The following is a 15,902-nucleotide window of genomic DNA, read 5'->3' on the forward strand; positions in this document are numbered from 1 at the left end:
CGAACAAATTCGATTTAAGCACAAATGCGGGGTGGGGATGGGTGTAAAGCGGACGGGACGTGCGTAACATCGTATTTTTCCTGAAAAAATGAAATCGGCGCGCGCATCGGAAATCGGCCTCGATCCGTGCGGCGTTGGACAGATGCAAAATTAACTCGAAGATATACGGGTTAATGTTCGAGTCCCTGAACGGGTCCGCTGCGCGGATCCCGGTCGCGGGCACGCGCATTCCCGCGTCAAGGCCCCTTCAGGAAGAATCATCAGATGCCGCAAACCTACAGTCTGATCATTGACGGCGCGTCTGTTGAGGCGAGCGCGTATTTCGACGTGCTGAACCCTGCGGACGGGACCGTGTTCGCGCGGTGCCCGTCGGCGCGCGCGTCGGATCTGGACGCGGCGGTCGCGGCGGCGCGGCGTGCGTTCCCGGCGTGGGCGGGGACGCCGGACGCCGAGCGCAAGGCGGCGGTGAACGCGATGGCGGACATCATAGAGGCGAACGCCGCCGAGCTTGCCGGGCTGGTGACGCTGGAACAGGGCAAGCCCCTGGGCGGGCTCGGCTCGCAGTGGGAGATCGGCGGCGCGGTGGCGTGGACGCGCCACACCGCGAGCCTCGACCTGCCCGTGGAGACGATCCAGGACGACGCGGGCGGCCGTGTGACGCTGCACAGGAAGCCGATCGGCGTCGTCGGCTCGATCACGCCGTGGAACTTCCCGGTGATGATCGCGATCTGGCACATCATGCCGGCGATCCGCGCGGGCAACACCGTGGTGCTGAAGCCCTCACCCTACACGCCGATCGCGACGCTTCGCCTCGCCGAGCTGCTGCAGGCGGCGCTGCCGCCCGGCGTGCTGAACGCGGTGGCGGGCGAGGACGAGATCGGCCGCGCCATGTCGGTGCATCCGGGCATCGACAAGATCGTGTTCACGGGCTCGACGCGCACGGGGCGGCGCGTGATGGCGAGCGCGGCGGAGACGCTGAAGCGGCTGACGCTGGAGCTCGGCGGCAACGACGCGGCGATCGTGCTGCCCGACGCCGATCTCGATGCCGTCACCGAGAAGCTGTTCTGGGGCGCGTTCATCAACAACGGCCAGACCTGCGCAGCGATCAAGCGGCTCTACGTGCACGATTCGATCTACGACGCCGTGTGCAGGCGGCTCGTCGACTATGCCGCGAACGTGAAGGTGGGCGACGGCCGCGAGGCCGACAGCGCGCTCGGCACGGTGCAGAACCGGATGCAGTTCGACCGCGTGCGCACGCTCGTCGACGCGGCGATCGCGGACGGCGCCCGACCCTGTGCGGCGGCGCGCCGATGGAAGGCGCGGGGCTGTTCTATCCGGTGACGATCCTTGCCGACGCGAAGGACGGCATGGCCATCGTCGACGAGGAGCAGTTCGGCCCGGCGCTGCCGGTGATCCGCTACAGCGACGTCGAGGATGCGCTGGCCCGCGCCAACGACAACCCGAGCGGCCTCGGCGGCTCGGTGTGGTCGCGCGACGTCGCCAGGGCCGCGGCGCTCGCGGGCCGTCTCGAATGCGGCAGCGCGTGGGTCAACGCCCACGGCGCCATCCGCCCCGACGCCCCCTTCGGCGGCGTCAAGCAGTCCGGCATCGGCGTCGAGTTCGGAACCCTCGGACTCGCCGAGTTCACAACCGTTCAGGTCATTCACCAATGAACGGAATCGGTCTTGACGCGATTGAGCACGCGTCGCGTGACGAGCTTGGCGCGTTGCAGTTGTCGCGCCTCAAGCAAAGCCTCGCCCACGCGTATGCGGGCAACCCTGCATACCGTGCGAAGTTCGACGCGGCGGGTGTGCATCCTGACGACCTCGTGTCGCTGGAGGACCTTGCGAGGTTCCCGTTCACGACGAAGGCGGACCTGAGAGACGCCTATCCGTTCGGCTTCTTCGCGGTGCCGCAGGAGAAACTCGCCCGCATCCACGCCTCGTCGGGGACGACCGGCAAGGCCACGGTCGTAGGCTACACGAAGCGCGACATCGAGACGTGGTCCGGCCTCGTCGCGCGCTCGATCCATGCTGCGGGCGGACGCCCGGGCATGAAGGTGCACGTCGCCTACGGCTACGGCCTGTTCACCGGCGGCCTCGGCGCGCACTACGGCGCGGAGGCGCTCGGGTGCACGGTGATCCCGATGTCGGGCGGGCAGACCGAGAAGCAGGTGCAACTGATCACCGACTTTGCCCCCGAGATCATCATGGTGACGCCGAGCTACATGCTGGCGATCCTCGACGAGTTCCGGCGGGAAGGCATCGACCCGGCGGCGAGTTCGCTGAAGGTGGGCATCTTCGGCGCCGAGCCGTGGACGGAGGCGATGCGCGCCGAGATCGAGGGGGCGTTCGCGATCGACGCGGTGGACATCTACGGGCTGTCCGAGGTGATGGGTCCGGGGGTGGCGCAGGAGTGCGTGGAGACCAAGGACGGGCTCACCGTCTGGGAGGATCATTTCTACCCCGAGGTGATCGACCCGGAGACGGGCGAAGTGCTTCCCGACGGCGAGGAGGGCGAGCTGGTGTTCACCTCGCTCAGCAAGGAGGCGATGCCGATCGTGCGCTACCGCACGCGCGACCTGACCCGGCTTCTGCCCGGCACGGCGCGCACGATGCGGCGCATGGCGAAGATCACGGGGCGGTCGGACGACATGCTGATCATCCGGGGCGTGAACGTGTTCCCGAGCCAGATCGAGGAGCACATCCTGTCGGTGCCGGCGCTGGCGCCGCACTTCCTGATCGAGCTCACCCGCCCGGACCGCATGGACATGGTGCGCCTCTCCGTCGAGGCCCGCGAGGACACCGACCCGGGCACACACGCCGAGCACGCCTACACGCTCGCACACCGCATCAAGACCATGGTCGGAATCAGCGTCAAGATCGACGTCCAGCCCGCAGGGTCACTGCCACGGTCACAGGGGAAGGCGGCAAGAGTCATAGACAAGAGAACACTGGGTTCCTGAGCAACACGAAGCGCATTTCACAAGACAACAAGGCAAACAGGAGGGGGTAAAGATGAAAAGACAGACCATCCACGCTCTGGCGAAATCGTCCGTCGCGATCGCGGCGCTGATCCTGCCGGCAGCGGCATTCGCGCAGGCCGCGGGCGAACAGTCCGCGTCGGAAAGCACGGGCGAGGCCCTTGTCGGTTTCGAGGACATCGTCGTCACCGCGACCCGCCAGTCGCAGGCGCTGAGCAAGGTGCCGCTCAGCGTCAGCGCCTTCTCGCAGGAGACGCTCGACAGCCGCGGCGTGCGCGAGTTCGCCGACGTGATCCGGCAGACGCCGGGCGTCGTCTTCGAGGCGACGAACACGACGACGAACATCTCGATCCGCGGCATCAATTCGACCGCGGGCGCGGCGACCACGGGCGTCTACATCGACGACACGCCCATCCAGATCCGCTCGCTCGGCTACAGCGGCGGCAACGCCTATCCGGTGATCTTCGACCTCGAGCGCGTCGAGGTGCTGCGCGGCCCGCAGGGCACGCTGTTCGGTGCGGGCTCGCAGGGCGGCACGATCCGCTTCATCTCGCCGCAGCCGAGCCTGAACCGCACCTCCGGCTACGTGCGTGCGGAAGCCGCGCTCACCGAGGACGGCGGCCCCAGCTACGAAGCCGGCGTCGCCTACGGCGTGCCGCTGGTCGAGGACAAGCTCGGCGTCCGCGTCAGCGGCTACTACCGGCGCGACGGCGGCTTCATCGACCGCGTGCGCTTCGAGGACAAGGGTGTCGTCGACGACGACGCGAACTACCAGAATTCCTACGTGGGCCGCGCCGCGTTCACGTGGTCGCCGGTGCCCGAGCTCCGCATCACGCCGTCGATCGCCTATCAGAAGATCTACACCAACGACAGCCCGGAGACGTGGGACAACGTCCGCGCCGATTTCACCGTGCCGGACGCGCCGCTCTCGAACTACGAGAAGGGCGTGTTCCTGAACGGCAACCGCGTGCAGGAATCGGGCCGCGACCGCTTCTACCTGCCGACGCTGAACGTGCAGTATTCGTTCGGCGCCGTCGACCTGACGGCGATCGGTTCCTATTTCGACCGCAAGCAGACGTTCAGGGCGGACTACACGACGTTCGACCAGAGCCTGTTCGCGGGCGTGACGCTGCCGATCTTCCCGGACCAGGCGGCGTTCAGCGATTTCGTCAACACGCAGAAGATCACCACCGGCGAGATTCGCCTGCAATCGTCGAACACCGACTCGCCGCTCACGTGGGTGATCGGCGGCTTCTACCAGAAGGCGAAGCAGACCTCGATCCAGCAGGTGGAGGACCGCTTCCTGTTCGAATACGCGCCGTTCCTGATCCCGTTCTTCCCGCCGCTCGTCGACGGGCGCCTCATCTACGATCAGGCGACAAGCTCGAAGGACACGCAGATCGCGGCGTTCGGCCAGGTGAACTTCCGCCCCGTGGACCGGCTGACGCTGACCGTCGGCCTGCGCTACGGCGAGACCAAGTTCGACATCAATTCGTTCGCGCAGGGCCCCGTGGTCGGCGATCCCGTGACGGACGTCGGCCGCCAGAAGGAGAAGCCGTTCACGCCGAAGTTCGGCGTGGAGTTCCAGGTCGATCCGGCGAACCTCGTCTACGCCTCCGCGTCCAAAGGCTTCCGGCCCGGCGGCTACAACCCGCAGGTCGGCGCGCCCTGCCAGGCGACCGATCTCGATCCGCTCGGCTACCCGGACGGCCGCCCGGAAACCTACAAGTCGGACTCGGTGTGGAGCTATGAAGCGGGCGTGAAGAGCCGGACGCTCGGCGGACGCCTCAGCCTGCAGGGCAGCGTCTACCAGATCGACTGGAAGAACATCCAGCAGGTCGTCGGCCTCGGCGGCTGCGGCTTCCAGTTCACGGCGAACCTCGGCTCGGCGCGCAGCCGCGGCTTCGACCTTCAGCTCGATTTCCGCGTGACCGACGACTTCACGCTGCAGGCCGAGGTCGGCTACACGAACGCCAAGTTCCTCGACACGTTCTTCGGCGGCCCGCTCGCCACCGTGCCGCTGGTGACGGACGGCAACCACATCACCACGCCGCCGTGGACGATCTCGGTGCACGCGCAGCACGAGTTCTCGCTGCGCGAGCAGGACGACGCCTATCTGCGCGCTGATTTCGATTACCGCGCGCACCAGACGAGCCTGACGCCGGGCATTGATCCGCGCAACGGCGGCGTCGACCCGACGCTCGACAACGCGCCCGCCATCCGGGCGCTGTCGCTGCGCGCCGGTTATCGCCTGAACGGCGTCGACCTCTCGCTGTTCGCCAACAACGTGCTCGATCAGGCCGTGTGGGCCGGCCGCCGGGCGCGCGACAACAACAACGCCACGATCTATCGTTCGCACATCGTGCGGCCGCGGACGTTCGGCGTGACGGCTGCGTACCGGTTCTAGCCGCCGGAAGGCAGGCGCCGCAGCCGTGCCGGGCGGCTGCGGCGCCGCGGTTTTCGAAAAGGGGAGAGGGGCATGGTTTCAGGGTCGGCCAAGGTTCAACGGACAGTTCGGCGGATGGTGCGGCTGACGGCGCTTGCCGCCGGTGCGGCCGTGCTCGCGTCCGCTGCCCAGGCGTCGTCGGCGGCGACGATCTACCGGAATGCGCAGGTCTACACGCCCTCGGGCTGGAAGACGGCCTTCGCGGTGAAGGACGGGCGCATCGTCGCGGTGGGCAGTGATGCAAAGGTGCGAAAGGCGGCGAAGGGCGCGCGCGAGGTCGATCTCGGCAACCGGACCGTGCTGCCCGGCCTCTACGACATGCACGTGCATCCCGTGCTTCAGGCGAAGGGCGGCGAAGGGCGCTGCGGCATCTCGCCCGACGTTCCGGCGGCCGAGCTTCTCGCCGGGGTGAGCGCCTGCGTGAAGGCCGCGGCGAAGGGCGAATGGGTGGCGGGCGGCCAGTGGCAGGCCTCCGTGCTGGCGGGCACGCCGATCACCGCCGCGACGCTGGACGCGGTTTCCCCCGACAACCCGGTGATGCTGTTCGACGTGAGCGGCCATAGCCTGTGGGTGAATTCCCGCGCGCTCGCGATCGCGGGCATCGCGAAGGAGACGCCGAACCCGGAAGGCGGTATCATCGAGCGCGACGCCGCGGGGCTTCCGACCGGCGTGCTGCGCGAAACCGCGCGCGATCTCGTGCTGCGCCACATTCCGCCGCAGCCCGCCGAGCAGACGCAGGCGGAGCTGAAGAAGAACCTCGATTATCTCCTGTCCCTCGGCATCACCGGCTATGTCGAGGCGATGGCGTTCCGCGACGACCTCGAAGCCTATGCCGCGCTCGCCGACAGGGGCGAGCTCAAGCAGCACGTGCAGGCGTGCATCGCCTACAGCCACGCGGGCCATCCGAACCCCGATCTCGACGCGACCATCGCGGCGATCCCCGAGTATACGCGCGAACGCTTCAAGCCGACGTGCATCAAGGTCTTCGCGGACGGCGTGCCGACCGAAAGTCACACCGGCGCGATGCTGGAGGCGTATCAGGGCGGGCAGCCGAACGCGCCCGCGAAGGGCCTGCTGCTGTTCGATCCCGCGAAGCTGGGTCCGCTGATGGCGAAGTGGGACAGGCTCGGCCTCAACGTGCTGTTCCACGCGGCGGGCGACGCTGCCGTGCGCGCCTCGCTCGACGCCATCGCTTATGCGCGGCAGCAGAACGGCGGCGATGGCCCGATCCATCAGGTCGGGCACCTGACGTTCATCGACCCCGCCGATCTGCCGCGCGCGAAGGCGCTGCATTCCGCGTTCGAATTCTCGCCCTACCTGTGGGACCCGCAGCCGATCAACGACGACATCACGATGGCGGTCGGGGAACCGCGGATCAGCCGGGTGTGGCCGATCCGCGAAGGCTTCGAGGCGGGCGCGCTGGTGATCGCGGGATCGGACTGGGCGGTGATCCCCGCGCCCGATCCGTGGCTCGGCATGGAGACGGCGGTCACGCGGCGCAATCGCGGCGGCGGCGATCGCAGCTTCGGCCTCGATGAAGCGATCACGATCGAACAGGCGGTGCGGATGTTCACGATCAACGCTGCGACCCGCCTCGGGCTCGACAAGGACCTCGGCACGATCGAAACCGGCAAGCGCGCCGACTTCATCGTGATCGACAGGAATCCGTTCCGGATTCCGGCGACCGAGATCCACACGATCAAGGTGCAGCAGACCTATATCGACGGCGAGGTCGTGTTCGACCGTCAGGCGAACGGCGGCCGGTGAAGGCGGCGTTCGCCTTCGCGCTGCTCGCCGCGGTCGCGGCGGCGCCCGCGCACGCCGGGCCGGTGCGGACGGTCACGGTCTACAAGGGCGATTTCGCCACGGTGAACTCGTTCGTCTTCTCGAACGGCACGTCGCTCGTGGTGATGGACGTGCAGCGCAAGGCGAACGAGGCGCGTAGGCTCGCCGCCATGATCAAGGCGATGAAGCTGCCGCTGACGCACGTCCTCATCAGCCACGGCCATACCGACCATTTCACCGGCATGGCGGTGTTCCGCGAGGAATTCCCGGACGCGAAGATCGTCGTCGCGAACGAGGACATCAAGGCCGACATCAAGCGCTACGCGATCTACATGGACACGGGCGGCGAGACCGGCGCCGAGCCGCCGCTCGACCCCGCGCTGAAGCCGAAGACGCCGGAGCGCCCGGACGGCTTCGACTATGAACGCAACATCGCGGTTCTGAACGCGCCGACGCTGGAGATGGTCGGCGGCGGGACGCTCGAACTTTCCACCGACTACATGCGCGCGGAAACGCCTTTCATCACCACCGTCTACAGCCCCGATCTCAACGCGCTGTTCCTTTCGGATTTCGGCTACAACGGCGTCCATTTCTGGATGGGCGACGACATCAGCCGCGAGGACCTGAAGAACTGGCGCGCCGAGCTCGTCGCGCTGAAGGCGCGCTACGCGAAGCTCAAGCCCAAAATCTATCCCGGCCACGGCGACCCCGCCGACATGCGCATCTTCGATCCGTCGGTGCGCTACATCGACGATTTCCTCGCCGTGACCGAAACCGCCAAATCGCCGGAAGAAGCGATGGGGAAGATGATCGCGCTTTACCCGGGTTACAAGGAGGCCGACTTCTTCCTGAAATACAGCGCCATGGAGCATGTGCCGGGCCGCCCTTCGAGCGTCGGCCACCGGGCGGAGGCGGCATGGCGCGCGAAGGTGCGCGAACTGGCGGCCAAGGAATTCCGCAATCCCGCGTGGGGCTATTCGCACAGCGTGCGGGATTATGTGCTGGCGCAGCAGCTCGCCCGCGCGGACGGCGTCCGGCTGGACGACGACGTGATGTTCGCCGCCGCTTACCTCCACGACATGGCGGCGTTCCCGAAATGGGCCGCGGAGGGCACCGACCATGCCGACCGCGCCGCCGCGATCGTCGACACGATCCTGAAAGACAGCGGCTTTCCCGAGCGCAAGCTGGACGCCGTGCGCGAGGCGATCCGCACCCACATGTACGACCGCGAGCCGAAGACGCCGGAAGCGCTCTACCTGCACGATGCCGATGCGCTCGACTGGCTCGGCGCGGTGGGCGTGGCGCGCGTGATGGCGCTCGTCGATCCGCAGGGCGGCAAGCCCGAAGGGCCGGACGTGGTGAAGATGCTGGAGGCCAATCTCGCGAACGTGCCCGCGCGGGTATTGTCGCCCGCGGGCAAGGCGCTGCTGCCGGAACGCAAGGCCGAGCTGGAAACCTTCCTCCGCGATCTGCGCCATCAGACGGAAGACTATTCGACACTTTAGGAACGAGCAGGGGAGACAGGGGATGCTGAAGACGATTGCAGGGAGCGTGCTTGCCCTTTCGGTGATCGGCGGCGCGGCGGCAGCGGAAGCCCCGGCGGACACGATCCTGCTGAACGGCGACGTGCGCACCCCGTCCGGCTGGGCGCAGGCGGTCGCGATCCGGGACGGCGTGATCGTCGCGGTCGGCGATGCGAAGGCGGCGGAAGCGTATCGCGGGCCGGGTTCGGTCGTCGTCGATCTGAACGGCGCGGCGGTGCTGCCCGGCCTCCACGACATGCACGTCCACAGCCATTTCGCGGGGCTCGAGCAGTTCGCGTGCGGCTTCGCCTATGGTGCGAAGCCCGCCGCCATCGCCGCGCGCGTCAAGGAGTGCGTGAAGGCCGCGAAGCCGGGCGACTGGATCGTCGGCGGCAACTGGGTCGGCGCGGTGTTCAAAAAGGGCGAGCAGACGCGCGCCTTCCTCGACAAGGTCGCGCCGAACAATCCCGTGCTGCTTTCGGACGAATCGCACCACAGCATCTGGGCGAATTCGAAGGCGCTGGAGGTCGCGGGCGTGACGCGCGACACGAAGGACCCGGCGGGCGGCATCATCGAGCGCGATGCGAAGGGCGATCCCACGGGCGTGTTCCGCGAAACGGCGACGGAGCTTGTCGAGAAGGCCGTGCCCGCGCCGAGCGAGGAGCTGAACCGCAAGGCGCTGGCGCTTTCGACGGCGCAGATGCTGTCGTTCGGGATCACCTCGTTCACCGAGGCGACGGTCCGCGACAGCAACATGAAGACGATCTCCGACCTTTCCGGCGAAGGCGTCGTCAAGCAGCGCGTGCGCGGGTGCATCGTGTGGACGCCGGGCGATGCCGCGGGCGACCGCCTGATCGAGACGCGCGCCCTCTATGCGAAACCGCGCTTCAAGACGGACTGCGTGAAGATCTTCATGGACGGCGTGCCGATCGAGAGCCACACCGCCGCGATGCTCGAACCCTACAAGGGCGTGTCGAACACCGATCCCGCCAACAAGGGCATATTGCTGATCCCGCAGCCGGTTCTCGACGAGGCGGTCGCGCGGTTCGATCGCATGGGGTTGCACGTGAAGTTCCACGCGGTCGGCGACGGCGCGGTGCGCTCGGCGATTTCCGCTGCCGAACATGCGCGCAAGGTGAACGGCTGGGCGGGCTCCGCGCACGATATCGGCCACACGACCTTCGCCGATCTCGCCGACATCCCGCGCGTGCGCGACCTGCACCTGACATGGGAGTTCTCGCCCTACATCTGGTATCCGACGCCGATCACCGACACGGATATCCGCCGCGCGGTGGGCGACGAGATGATGAAGCGGCTGATCCCGATCCGGGAGGCGGTGGCGAGCGGCGCGAACGTCGTCGCGGGGTCGGACTGGTCGGTGGTGCCGTCGGTCAACCCGTGGCTCGCCATCGAGACGATGGTGACGCGCCAGTCGCCGGGCGGCGGCGGCGCGGTGATCGCGCCGGACGAGCGCGTGACGCTCGACGAGGCGTTCCGCATCTTCACGGAGAATTCGGCGGCGCTGATGGGCACGCGCGATCTCGTGGGGTCGATCGAGCCGGGAATGCGCGCCGACGTCATCGTCACCGAAAGGAATCCGTGGAAGGTGCCGGTCACCGAAATCCACGCCACGAAGGTGCGGATGACCTTCATCGACGGCGAAAAGGTCTATGATGCCGCGAACCCGCCGAAGTTGACGGCTGACTGAGGAGGACAGGGCCATGCCGCGCACCGGATTCTACACCGACGAACGCACCTTCTGGCACGCGACCGGGATGCAGGCTCTGTTCCTGCCCGTCGGCGACTGGGTGCAGCCGCCCGGCGGCACGGCGGGCGCGGACACGCCCGATTCCAAGCGCCGCCTGCTCAACCTCGCGAACGCCTCCGGCCTCACGCGTAAACTTGTGATGGCGGACTCGGTCTCCGCCACGGTGGAGGACGTCTGCCGCGTGCACCCCCGCGACTACATCGACAACTTCAAGAGGGTGAGCGACGCGGGCGGCGGCGATCTCGGCCGGCTCGCGCCGTTCAGCAAGGGCGGCTTCGAGATCGCGATGATCTCGTGCGGCCTCGCGATCTCGGCGGTCGACGACGTGCTGGCCGGCGAGGTGGACAACGCCTACGCGCTCTGCCGCCCGGCGGGGCATCACTGCCTTGCCGACATGCCGATGGGCTTCTGCCTGCTCGCCAACATCCCGATCGCTATCGAGGTCGCGAAGGCGCGGCGCGGCATCTCGCGCGTCGCGGTGGTGGACTGGGACGTGCACCACGGCAACGGCACGCAGTCGATCTTCTACGACCGTGACGACGTTCTGACGATCTCCGTGCATCAGGACCGCTGCTTCCCGCCGGGATACAGCGGCACGGAGGATCGCGGCGCGGGCGCGGGGCTCGGCTTCAACCTCAACATCCCGCTTCCCGCCGGCGCGGGGCACGACGCCTATGTCCACGCGTTCGACGCGCTGGTGCTGCCTGCGCTCGAAAGCTTCAAGCCGGAACTCATCATCGTCGCGTGCGGGCTCGATGCGAACAGCGTTGATCCGTTGGCGCGGATGCTGCTGCACAGCGAAAGCTACCGCGTGCTGACGCGGAAGATGATGGACGCCGCCGGGCGCCTGTGCGGCGGGCGGCTCGCGGTCGTCCACGAGGGCGGCTATGCGGAAGCCTATGTGCCGTTCTGTGGCCACGCCATTCTGGAGACGCTGAGCGGCGAGCGGACGGCGGTCGTCGATCCGGTGCTCGAGATGGCGCTCGGCTGGCAGCCGGGGCCGGAAGCGACGGCGTTCCACCGGCAATGGGTCGAGCGGCTGGCTGCGGCGCTCAAATGACTGCGCTTCGCGCTGCGACTGCGGCCCTGCTGTTGTCGCTGCCGTCGGCGGCGCTCGGCAGCGAGTGGCTGATGATGGTGAAGTCCGAGAACGTCGATCCGGCGCGCGAGGCGGAATTCGAGCACTGGTACAACGAAATCGACATTCCCGACGTGCTCGCCGTGCCCGGATACGAGCGCGCGCGGCGCGGGGCCGCCGTCACGGAGGACGGCGCGCGGCCCTACGTGGCGCTGTACACGATCACGTCGTCCGACATGGACAAGACGATCATCGCGATGCTGATGGCGAGCTGGCGCATGGACCAGCTCGGGCGCGGCACCGATCTCATCAAGGTGACGGAGCGCATCTACTACAAGCGGGAGGGGAAGGGTATGCGTAGCGCAGATGCGCCGAAGCCGACGCATCTCTACCTGCACCGGTCGAAAGGTGTGGCGCCGAAAGAATTGAGGGCCATCGTGAACGCGGGACTCGCGGCCGGTGTGACGCCCTACCGGGTCTACAATGTCCTGATGCACGAACCGGTCGCGGTGCCGGATCAGCTTGTCGTGTTCGAGATTTCAGCCGCGTCAGATGCCGCGGCAAAGGATGCGGTGAAAGCGATCGGGACGCGGACCGGCGTCAGCGGATGCGGAGCCGACTGCGCGGCGCTCTATCGGTTGACGCTCGACGTTTCGGGCTGAGCGAACTTCGCGACGAGCGCGGCGCGCGTGCCGGTAACGTCGACGAGTCGCTGCGCGCGATAGAGCGCGACCTCTTCCGCTGTATAAGGTTCGAATCCATCCGCCGTGATGCCGCCCATCTTCGGGAGCAGCCAGTTGAGCAATGCGGCGAGATCGGCATCGCTGAGCTTCGAATTCGCCGAGCCCGGAACCTGCACGAGGAATTCGCGGCCGCCCTCCACCGTCAGGAAGCGGTGAAGCTCGCCCTTCATCGACGGCACGCTGCCTTTCTGGCCGCTGCCGTCGGGTAGGTGGCAGCCCTGGCATTCGGTCATGTAGTTGACGTGCGCCGAACGCCCGTTGCGCGCGAGGTTCGGCGCTATGCCGGCGTGCGCCGCCATGGCGGCGGTGCACAGCAGGACGGGAAAGACGGCAAGACGCATCCCTAGTCGGCGGCGCCGAGCACGACGGCGGTCGAGCAGTTGTAGACGACGCCGACCTCGGTGCCGAGGCACCAGTTGATGTCGTTGGAGCCCGCGGGCTGGTGGACGGGCGTGTCGCCTTCGTTGCGGTTGCACATGCAGCGGCCGCACGCCGACTTGCCGCAGCAGTCGTTGTAGGAGATCACGTAATCCTTGCCGTCCATCGGGTTGCGGCAGGTGCCGACCCACGTGATCGGCGACGGCTCGGTGCCCGGCGGACACGACGAGGTGCTGCCGCCGCAGCAGGAGCAGAGGAAGCCGTCGATCGCGCAGTAGCGCCAGTAGTCGCAGGATTGCGGATCGCCGCTCTCGCCCGGCTGCTGCGCCGCGTTGGCGCGCGAGACGGGGAGCAGCGGCATGGACGCCGCGGCGATGCCGAAGGCACTGGCGCGACCGAAGAAGCTGCGGCGCGACATGCCGCGCGCGGCCGTGCGGCTCAGCCGCTCCATGATCCTGTCGAGCCGGTTCATTGGCCTGTTCATTTCGCAGCTCCTGTCGTTGCGCCCGTAGCGTCACGGCGCGCCATATAATCCTGGATCGAGGCGATGCCCGTCCGTTCGGCTTCGAACAGGCTCTCGACATGCTCGCGGTTATTGACGAGGCCCTTCGAGGCGACGCGCCCGTCCGCGCCGAGCAGCACCGCGTAAGGCAGCTTGCCGACGCCGTGCGCACGGCCGAGATCGGTGGAGAGCACGAACGGATGGTCGCCGAGCTTCTGCTGCACGATCATCTTCATCTGCGCGACCTCGTCACCGTCGCTCGCGAACACGAGGCGCGTGGTGGCGGCATTCTCGCGCGCGACCGAGAGCAGCACCGGCAGCATGGACTTGCACATCGGGCAGGTCGGCGAGAGGAAGAATACCAGCGTCGAGCGTCCGTCGCCTGCGATGCCGCCGATGCGGACCTCGCCGCCGGTGAGGCTGGGAAGCTCGAACACCGGCGCCGTCTCGCCGACCTTGGCGCCGCCCGAGAGCGTCAGTGCGCCGACCGGCCCGAGCCGTTCGTGGAGCATCCCGACCTGACGCAGCAGGCCGACCATCAGCAGCGCGAGTCCGACGATCGCCACCCATTGCAGCGCGAACGCTGCGAGAAAGAACTCGTTCATCTCACCACCGCCTTTCTTTGCAGGCGAATTGCACTGAACTGTCCGAAACCGAGATAGAGAAACGTGAACGCCGCCACCGCACCGATGCCCGAAATCCAGTCGATGGGTCCGAGCGGGCGGGCGCTGATGGGAAGCGCGAACACGGCGAAGGCGATGACGCCGAGCGCCACGTTGCGGGCGACGAGTTCCCAGCCGAGCGATGCGTGCGTCGCGCCGAAGCTGCAGCCGCAATCAATGTGATCGCGCCCGCGCGCGATGTTGATGCCCATCGCGGCGGCATAGACGAGCAGAAGCGCGGCGACGCCGAGCATGGCGATCTGACTGCCGAGCGGCACGGCGACAATCGCCGCGGCGCCGAGGGCGAGTTCGGCGAGGGCGATCACCGCGCCCGCCGGACGGACAAGCGGACCCGGGAGCAGCCGGTAGTTGCCGAGCGTTTCCGCGAAAGCGGTGAAGTCCCTGAGCTTGCTCGCGCCGCCGACAAGGAACAGGCCGCCGAACAGCACGTCCGTCACCAGAACGGGCAGGATGTCGAGGCCGCTCACTGGCCGGTCACCGGCGAGGGCTGGATGATCGTCATGAATCCGCCGAGCCCTTCGATCTTGCGGATGAGCGCGCCGGTCATGGCGTCGCGGACCGTGAAATCGGTCTCGCCCGGCATCGTCGTGTAGAGCAGCGGCTTCGTGTCCTGGCTGACGGCGACGGAGAGCGCGATGCCGTCCAGCGGGATGCGCTGGATGCGCGTCTGCTTCGCGGCGTCGTAGACCCAGATCTCGGTGCCGGGGTCCTTGTGCGTGTCGGGGCCGCCCTCGTGCATCAGCACATAGAGACGCCCGGTGCCGCGATGATAGGCGGCGGTCTGGAGCGCGCCGGGACGCCAGCCCGCGTCGGCCGCCGTGGTCAGCGACCATGTCTTTGCGAGCGTCGGCACGTCCTTCGCATGGTCGATCACGTGCACCTTGCCGCTCGGCGTGAAGAACAGCCACTGCTTGCCGGTCCACACGCCCTTCTCGGTGACGGGGTCGTCGTCCGCGAACAGCTTCTTCGAGGTCTTGCCGAGCGTGACTTTGCCTTCAGCGTCGAGCGTCGCCGGTTGCAGCGCGCCGTCGCCGCAGATGAGGAAGAATTTCGACGGGCCGGTCGGGAAGACGAGGCCGCAGCCCGAGGTCACGAACTCGCCCACCGTCTTCTGCGCCTGCATGTCGACGACCGTGACGGACTGCTCGGGCGTGAAATTGTAGATGAGCGCGAAGCGTCCGCCCGGCATCACCGGCGCCGACGACAGGAACGGCATACCGCTGAAGCGCTTCGGCGGAATGATCGCTTCCGGCCCGGCCTTGAGGTCGGAGGTCTTGTAGAAGGTGACGACGTCGGTGCGCTCGCCGCGCGTGCCGCGCGAGAGGTGGATCGAGGGAACGCCGAATGTCTTGCCGTCCTCGGCGAGCAGCAGGGAGCCGTGACCATAGCCGCCGCTCACCATGCCGAGCATCTGGCCGCTGTCAGCATCGAGCAGATAGGCGCGGCCGTCGAGCATACGGTCGAACGCGATGTCGTTCACCCATACCCAGTGCGGCTGCATCACCTCGGCGAGCGATTCCGTCGTCAGTTCCTCCGGCTGAAGCTGTGCGCTTGCCGGGATGGCGACGGCGGCGAGGCAGAGTGCGGTGAAGGCGGTGATTGTCTTCATGTCGGTCCTCCGGCGGGTCAGGCTATTTCCGCGTGGTGAGATAGGCGATGATGTTAGCGCGGTCCTCCGCGCGCGGCAGGCCCGCGAAAGCCATGCGCGAGCCCTTGATCGTTGCGGCGGGCTTCTGGAGGAAGGCGTCGAGCATGTCCGGCGTCCAGACGATGCCCGACGCTTTCATCGCGGGCGAATAGTTGAACTCAGCCGTGCCGGCCTTGCGCCCGACGACACCCGACAGGTTCGGACCCATGGCAATCTTCTTGCCGGGATCGACGGAATGGCACATGGCGCAGCGCTTGAACACGGCCGCGCCTGCGGCCGCATCGACGGCGGCGTGCGCGGGGGCCGATGCAAGCGCCGCGAACGCGGCCAGCCACAACCTTGAACCCACCAAACCCGTCTCCCTC

The 15,902-nt window shown here is 67.6% G+C and carries 13 protein-coding genes and 1 pseudogene; 8 read left to right on the forward strand and 6 right to left on the reverse strand.

Features of this window, described 5'->3' with window-relative positions; all coding sequences use genetic code 11:
* The first annotated feature begins 264 nt into the window (after positions 1-264).
* The 8 genes and pseudogenes from PE061_RS09280 (at position 265) to PE061_RS09315 (ending at position 12,245) form a co-directional block, all read left to right on the forward strand.
* Positions 265-1,673: pseudogene (locus PE061_RS09280) on the forward strand (aldehyde dehydrogenase family protein).
* A complete protein-coding gene (paaK, locus tag PE061_RS09285) occupies positions 1,670-2,965 on the forward strand; it encodes a phenylacetate--CoA ligase PaaK (protein ID WP_271258805.1) in 1,296 nt (431 codons plus the stop codon). Before PE061_RS09280 ends, paaK begins: the two are co-directional and overlap by 4 nt.
* Before the next feature lie 52 nt (positions 2,966-3,017).
* Positions 3,018-5,390: a TonB-dependent receptor gene (locus PE061_RS09290; RefSeq protein WP_271258806.1), complete on the forward strand. Its 2,373-nt coding sequence runs from the start codon at positions 3,018-3,020 to the stop codon at positions 5,388-5,390.
* A 72-nt stretch (positions 5,391-5,462) separates the two neighbouring features.
* Complete coding sequence (locus PE061_RS09295) at positions 5,463-7,196, forward strand: amidohydrolase (protein ID WP_271258807.1); 1,734 nt, start codon at positions 5,463-5,465, stop codon at positions 7,194-7,196.
* Entirely contained in the window at positions 7,193-8,719 is a 1,527-nt protein-coding gene (locus tag PE061_RS09300; protein ID WP_271258808.1) for an HD domain-containing protein, read from the forward strand. The genes PE061_RS09295 and PE061_RS09300 overlap by 4 nt, the downstream gene beginning before the upstream one ends.
* Before the next feature lie 22 nt (positions 8,720-8,741).
* Positions 8,742-10,445, forward strand: coding sequence for an amidohydrolase (locus PE061_RS09305; RefSeq protein ID WP_271258809.1), 1,704 nt, complete (start codon positions 8,742-8,744; stop codon positions 10,443-10,445).
* Between the two features lie 13 nt (positions 10,446-10,458).
* Positions 10,459-11,565, forward strand: a complete 1,107-nt coding sequence (locus PE061_RS09310) for a class II histone deacetylase (protein WP_271258810.1) — start codon at positions 10,459-10,461, stop codon at positions 11,563-11,565.
* Positions 11,562-12,245, forward strand: a complete 684-nt coding sequence (locus PE061_RS09315) for a DUF4286 family protein (RefSeq protein WP_271258811.1) — start codon at positions 11,562-11,564, stop codon at positions 12,243-12,245. Before PE061_RS09310 ends, PE061_RS09315 begins: the two co-directional genes overlap by 4 nt.
* On the opposite strand, the gene PE061_RS09320 is transcribed toward PE061_RS09315, so the two are convergent.
* From PE061_RS09320 to PE061_RS09345, 6 genes are read right to left on the reverse strand one after another with little or no spacing between them, the layout of a single operon-like run.
* Positions 12,215-12,667, reverse strand: a complete 453-nt coding sequence (locus tag PE061_RS09320) for a c-type cytochrome (RefSeq protein WP_271258812.1) — start codon at positions 12,665-12,667, stop codon at positions 12,215-12,217. The genes PE061_RS09315 and PE061_RS09320 overlap by 31 nt on opposite strands.
* 2 nt (positions 12,668-12,669) lie before the next feature.
* Positions 12,670-13,176 (reverse strand): methylamine dehydrogenase light chain, encoded by a 507-nt coding sequence (locus tag PE061_RS09325; protein WP_271259164.1) that lies wholly within the window; start codon positions 13,174-13,176, stop codon positions 12,670-12,672.
* Positions 13,177-13,184: 8 nt separating this feature from the next.
* Entirely contained in the window at positions 13,185-13,811 is a 627-nt protein-coding gene (gene mauD / locus PE061_RS09330; protein ID WP_271258813.1) for a methylamine dehydrogenase accessory protein MauD, read from the reverse strand.
* The gene (locus tag PE061_RS09335; protein ID WP_271258814.1) at positions 13,808-14,356 is read right to left on the reverse strand and encodes a MauE/DoxX family redox-associated membrane protein; all 549 of its coding nucleotides are present in this window, start codon (positions 14,354-14,356) and stop codon (positions 13,808-13,810) included. The genes mauD and PE061_RS09335 overlap by 4 nt, the downstream gene beginning before the upstream one ends.
* Positions 14,353-15,498 (reverse strand): amine dehydrogenase large subunit, encoded by a 1,146-nt coding sequence (locus PE061_RS09340; protein ID WP_271258815.1) that lies wholly within the window; start codon positions 15,496-15,498, stop codon positions 14,353-14,355. The genes PE061_RS09335 and PE061_RS09340 overlap by 4 nt, the downstream gene beginning before the upstream one ends.
* A gap of 22 nt (positions 15,499-15,520) precedes the next feature.
* Positions 15,521-15,886 carry a c-type cytochrome gene (locus tag PE061_RS09345; protein WP_271258816.1) on the reverse strand — a complete coding sequence of 122 codons (366 nt, stop codon included), beginning with the start codon at positions 15,884-15,886 and terminating at the stop codon, positions 15,521-15,523.
* Positions 15,887-15,902 lie beyond the last annotated feature (16 nt).

The organism is Sphingosinicella microcystinivorans (assembly GCF_027941835.1).
Lineage (GTDB): Bacteria > Pseudomonadota > Alphaproteobacteria > Sphingomonadales > Sphingomonadaceae > Sphingosinicella.

Excerpts from the sequence above, each read along its gene's own strand:
- mauD (WP_271258813.1), bottom strand. The coding sequence starts at position 13,811 with ATGAACGAGTTCTTTCTCGCAGCGTTCGCGCTGCAATGGGTGGCGATC.
- PE061_RS09315 (WP_271258811.1), top strand. The coding sequence starts at position 11,562 with ATGACTGCGCTTCGCGCTGCGACTGCGGCCCTGCTGTTGTCGCTGCCG.
- PE061_RS09290 (WP_271258806.1), top strand. The coding sequence starts at position 3,018 with ATGAAAAGACAGACCATCCACGCTCTGGCGAAATCGTCCGTCGCGATC.
- PE061_RS09295 (WP_271258807.1), top strand. The coding sequence starts at position 5,463 with ATGGTTTCAGGGTCGGCCAAGGTTCAACGGACAGTTCGGCGGATGGTG.
- PE061_RS09305 (WP_271258809.1), top strand. The coding sequence starts at position 8,742 with ATGCTGAAGACGATTGCAGGGAGCGTGCTTGCCCTTTCGGTGATCGGC.
- PE061_RS09320 (WP_271258812.1), bottom strand. The coding sequence starts at position 12,667 with ATGCGTCTTGCCGTCTTTCCCGTCCTGCTGTGCACCGCCGCCATGGCG.
- PE061_RS09325 (WP_271259164.1), bottom strand. The coding sequence starts at position 13,176 with ATGAACCGGCTCGACAGGATCATGGAGCGGCTGAGCCGCACGGCCGCG.
- paaK (WP_271258805.1), top strand. The coding sequence starts at position 1,670 with ATGAACGGAATCGGTCTTGACGCGATTGAGCACGCGTCGCGTGACGAG.
- PE061_RS09340 (WP_271258815.1), bottom strand. The coding sequence starts at position 15,498 with ATGAAGACAATCACCGCCTTCACCGCACTCTGCCTCGCCGCCGTCGCC.
- PE061_RS09310 (WP_271258810.1), top strand. The coding sequence starts at position 10,459 with ATGCCGCGCACCGGATTCTACACCGACGAACGCACCTTCTGGCACGCG.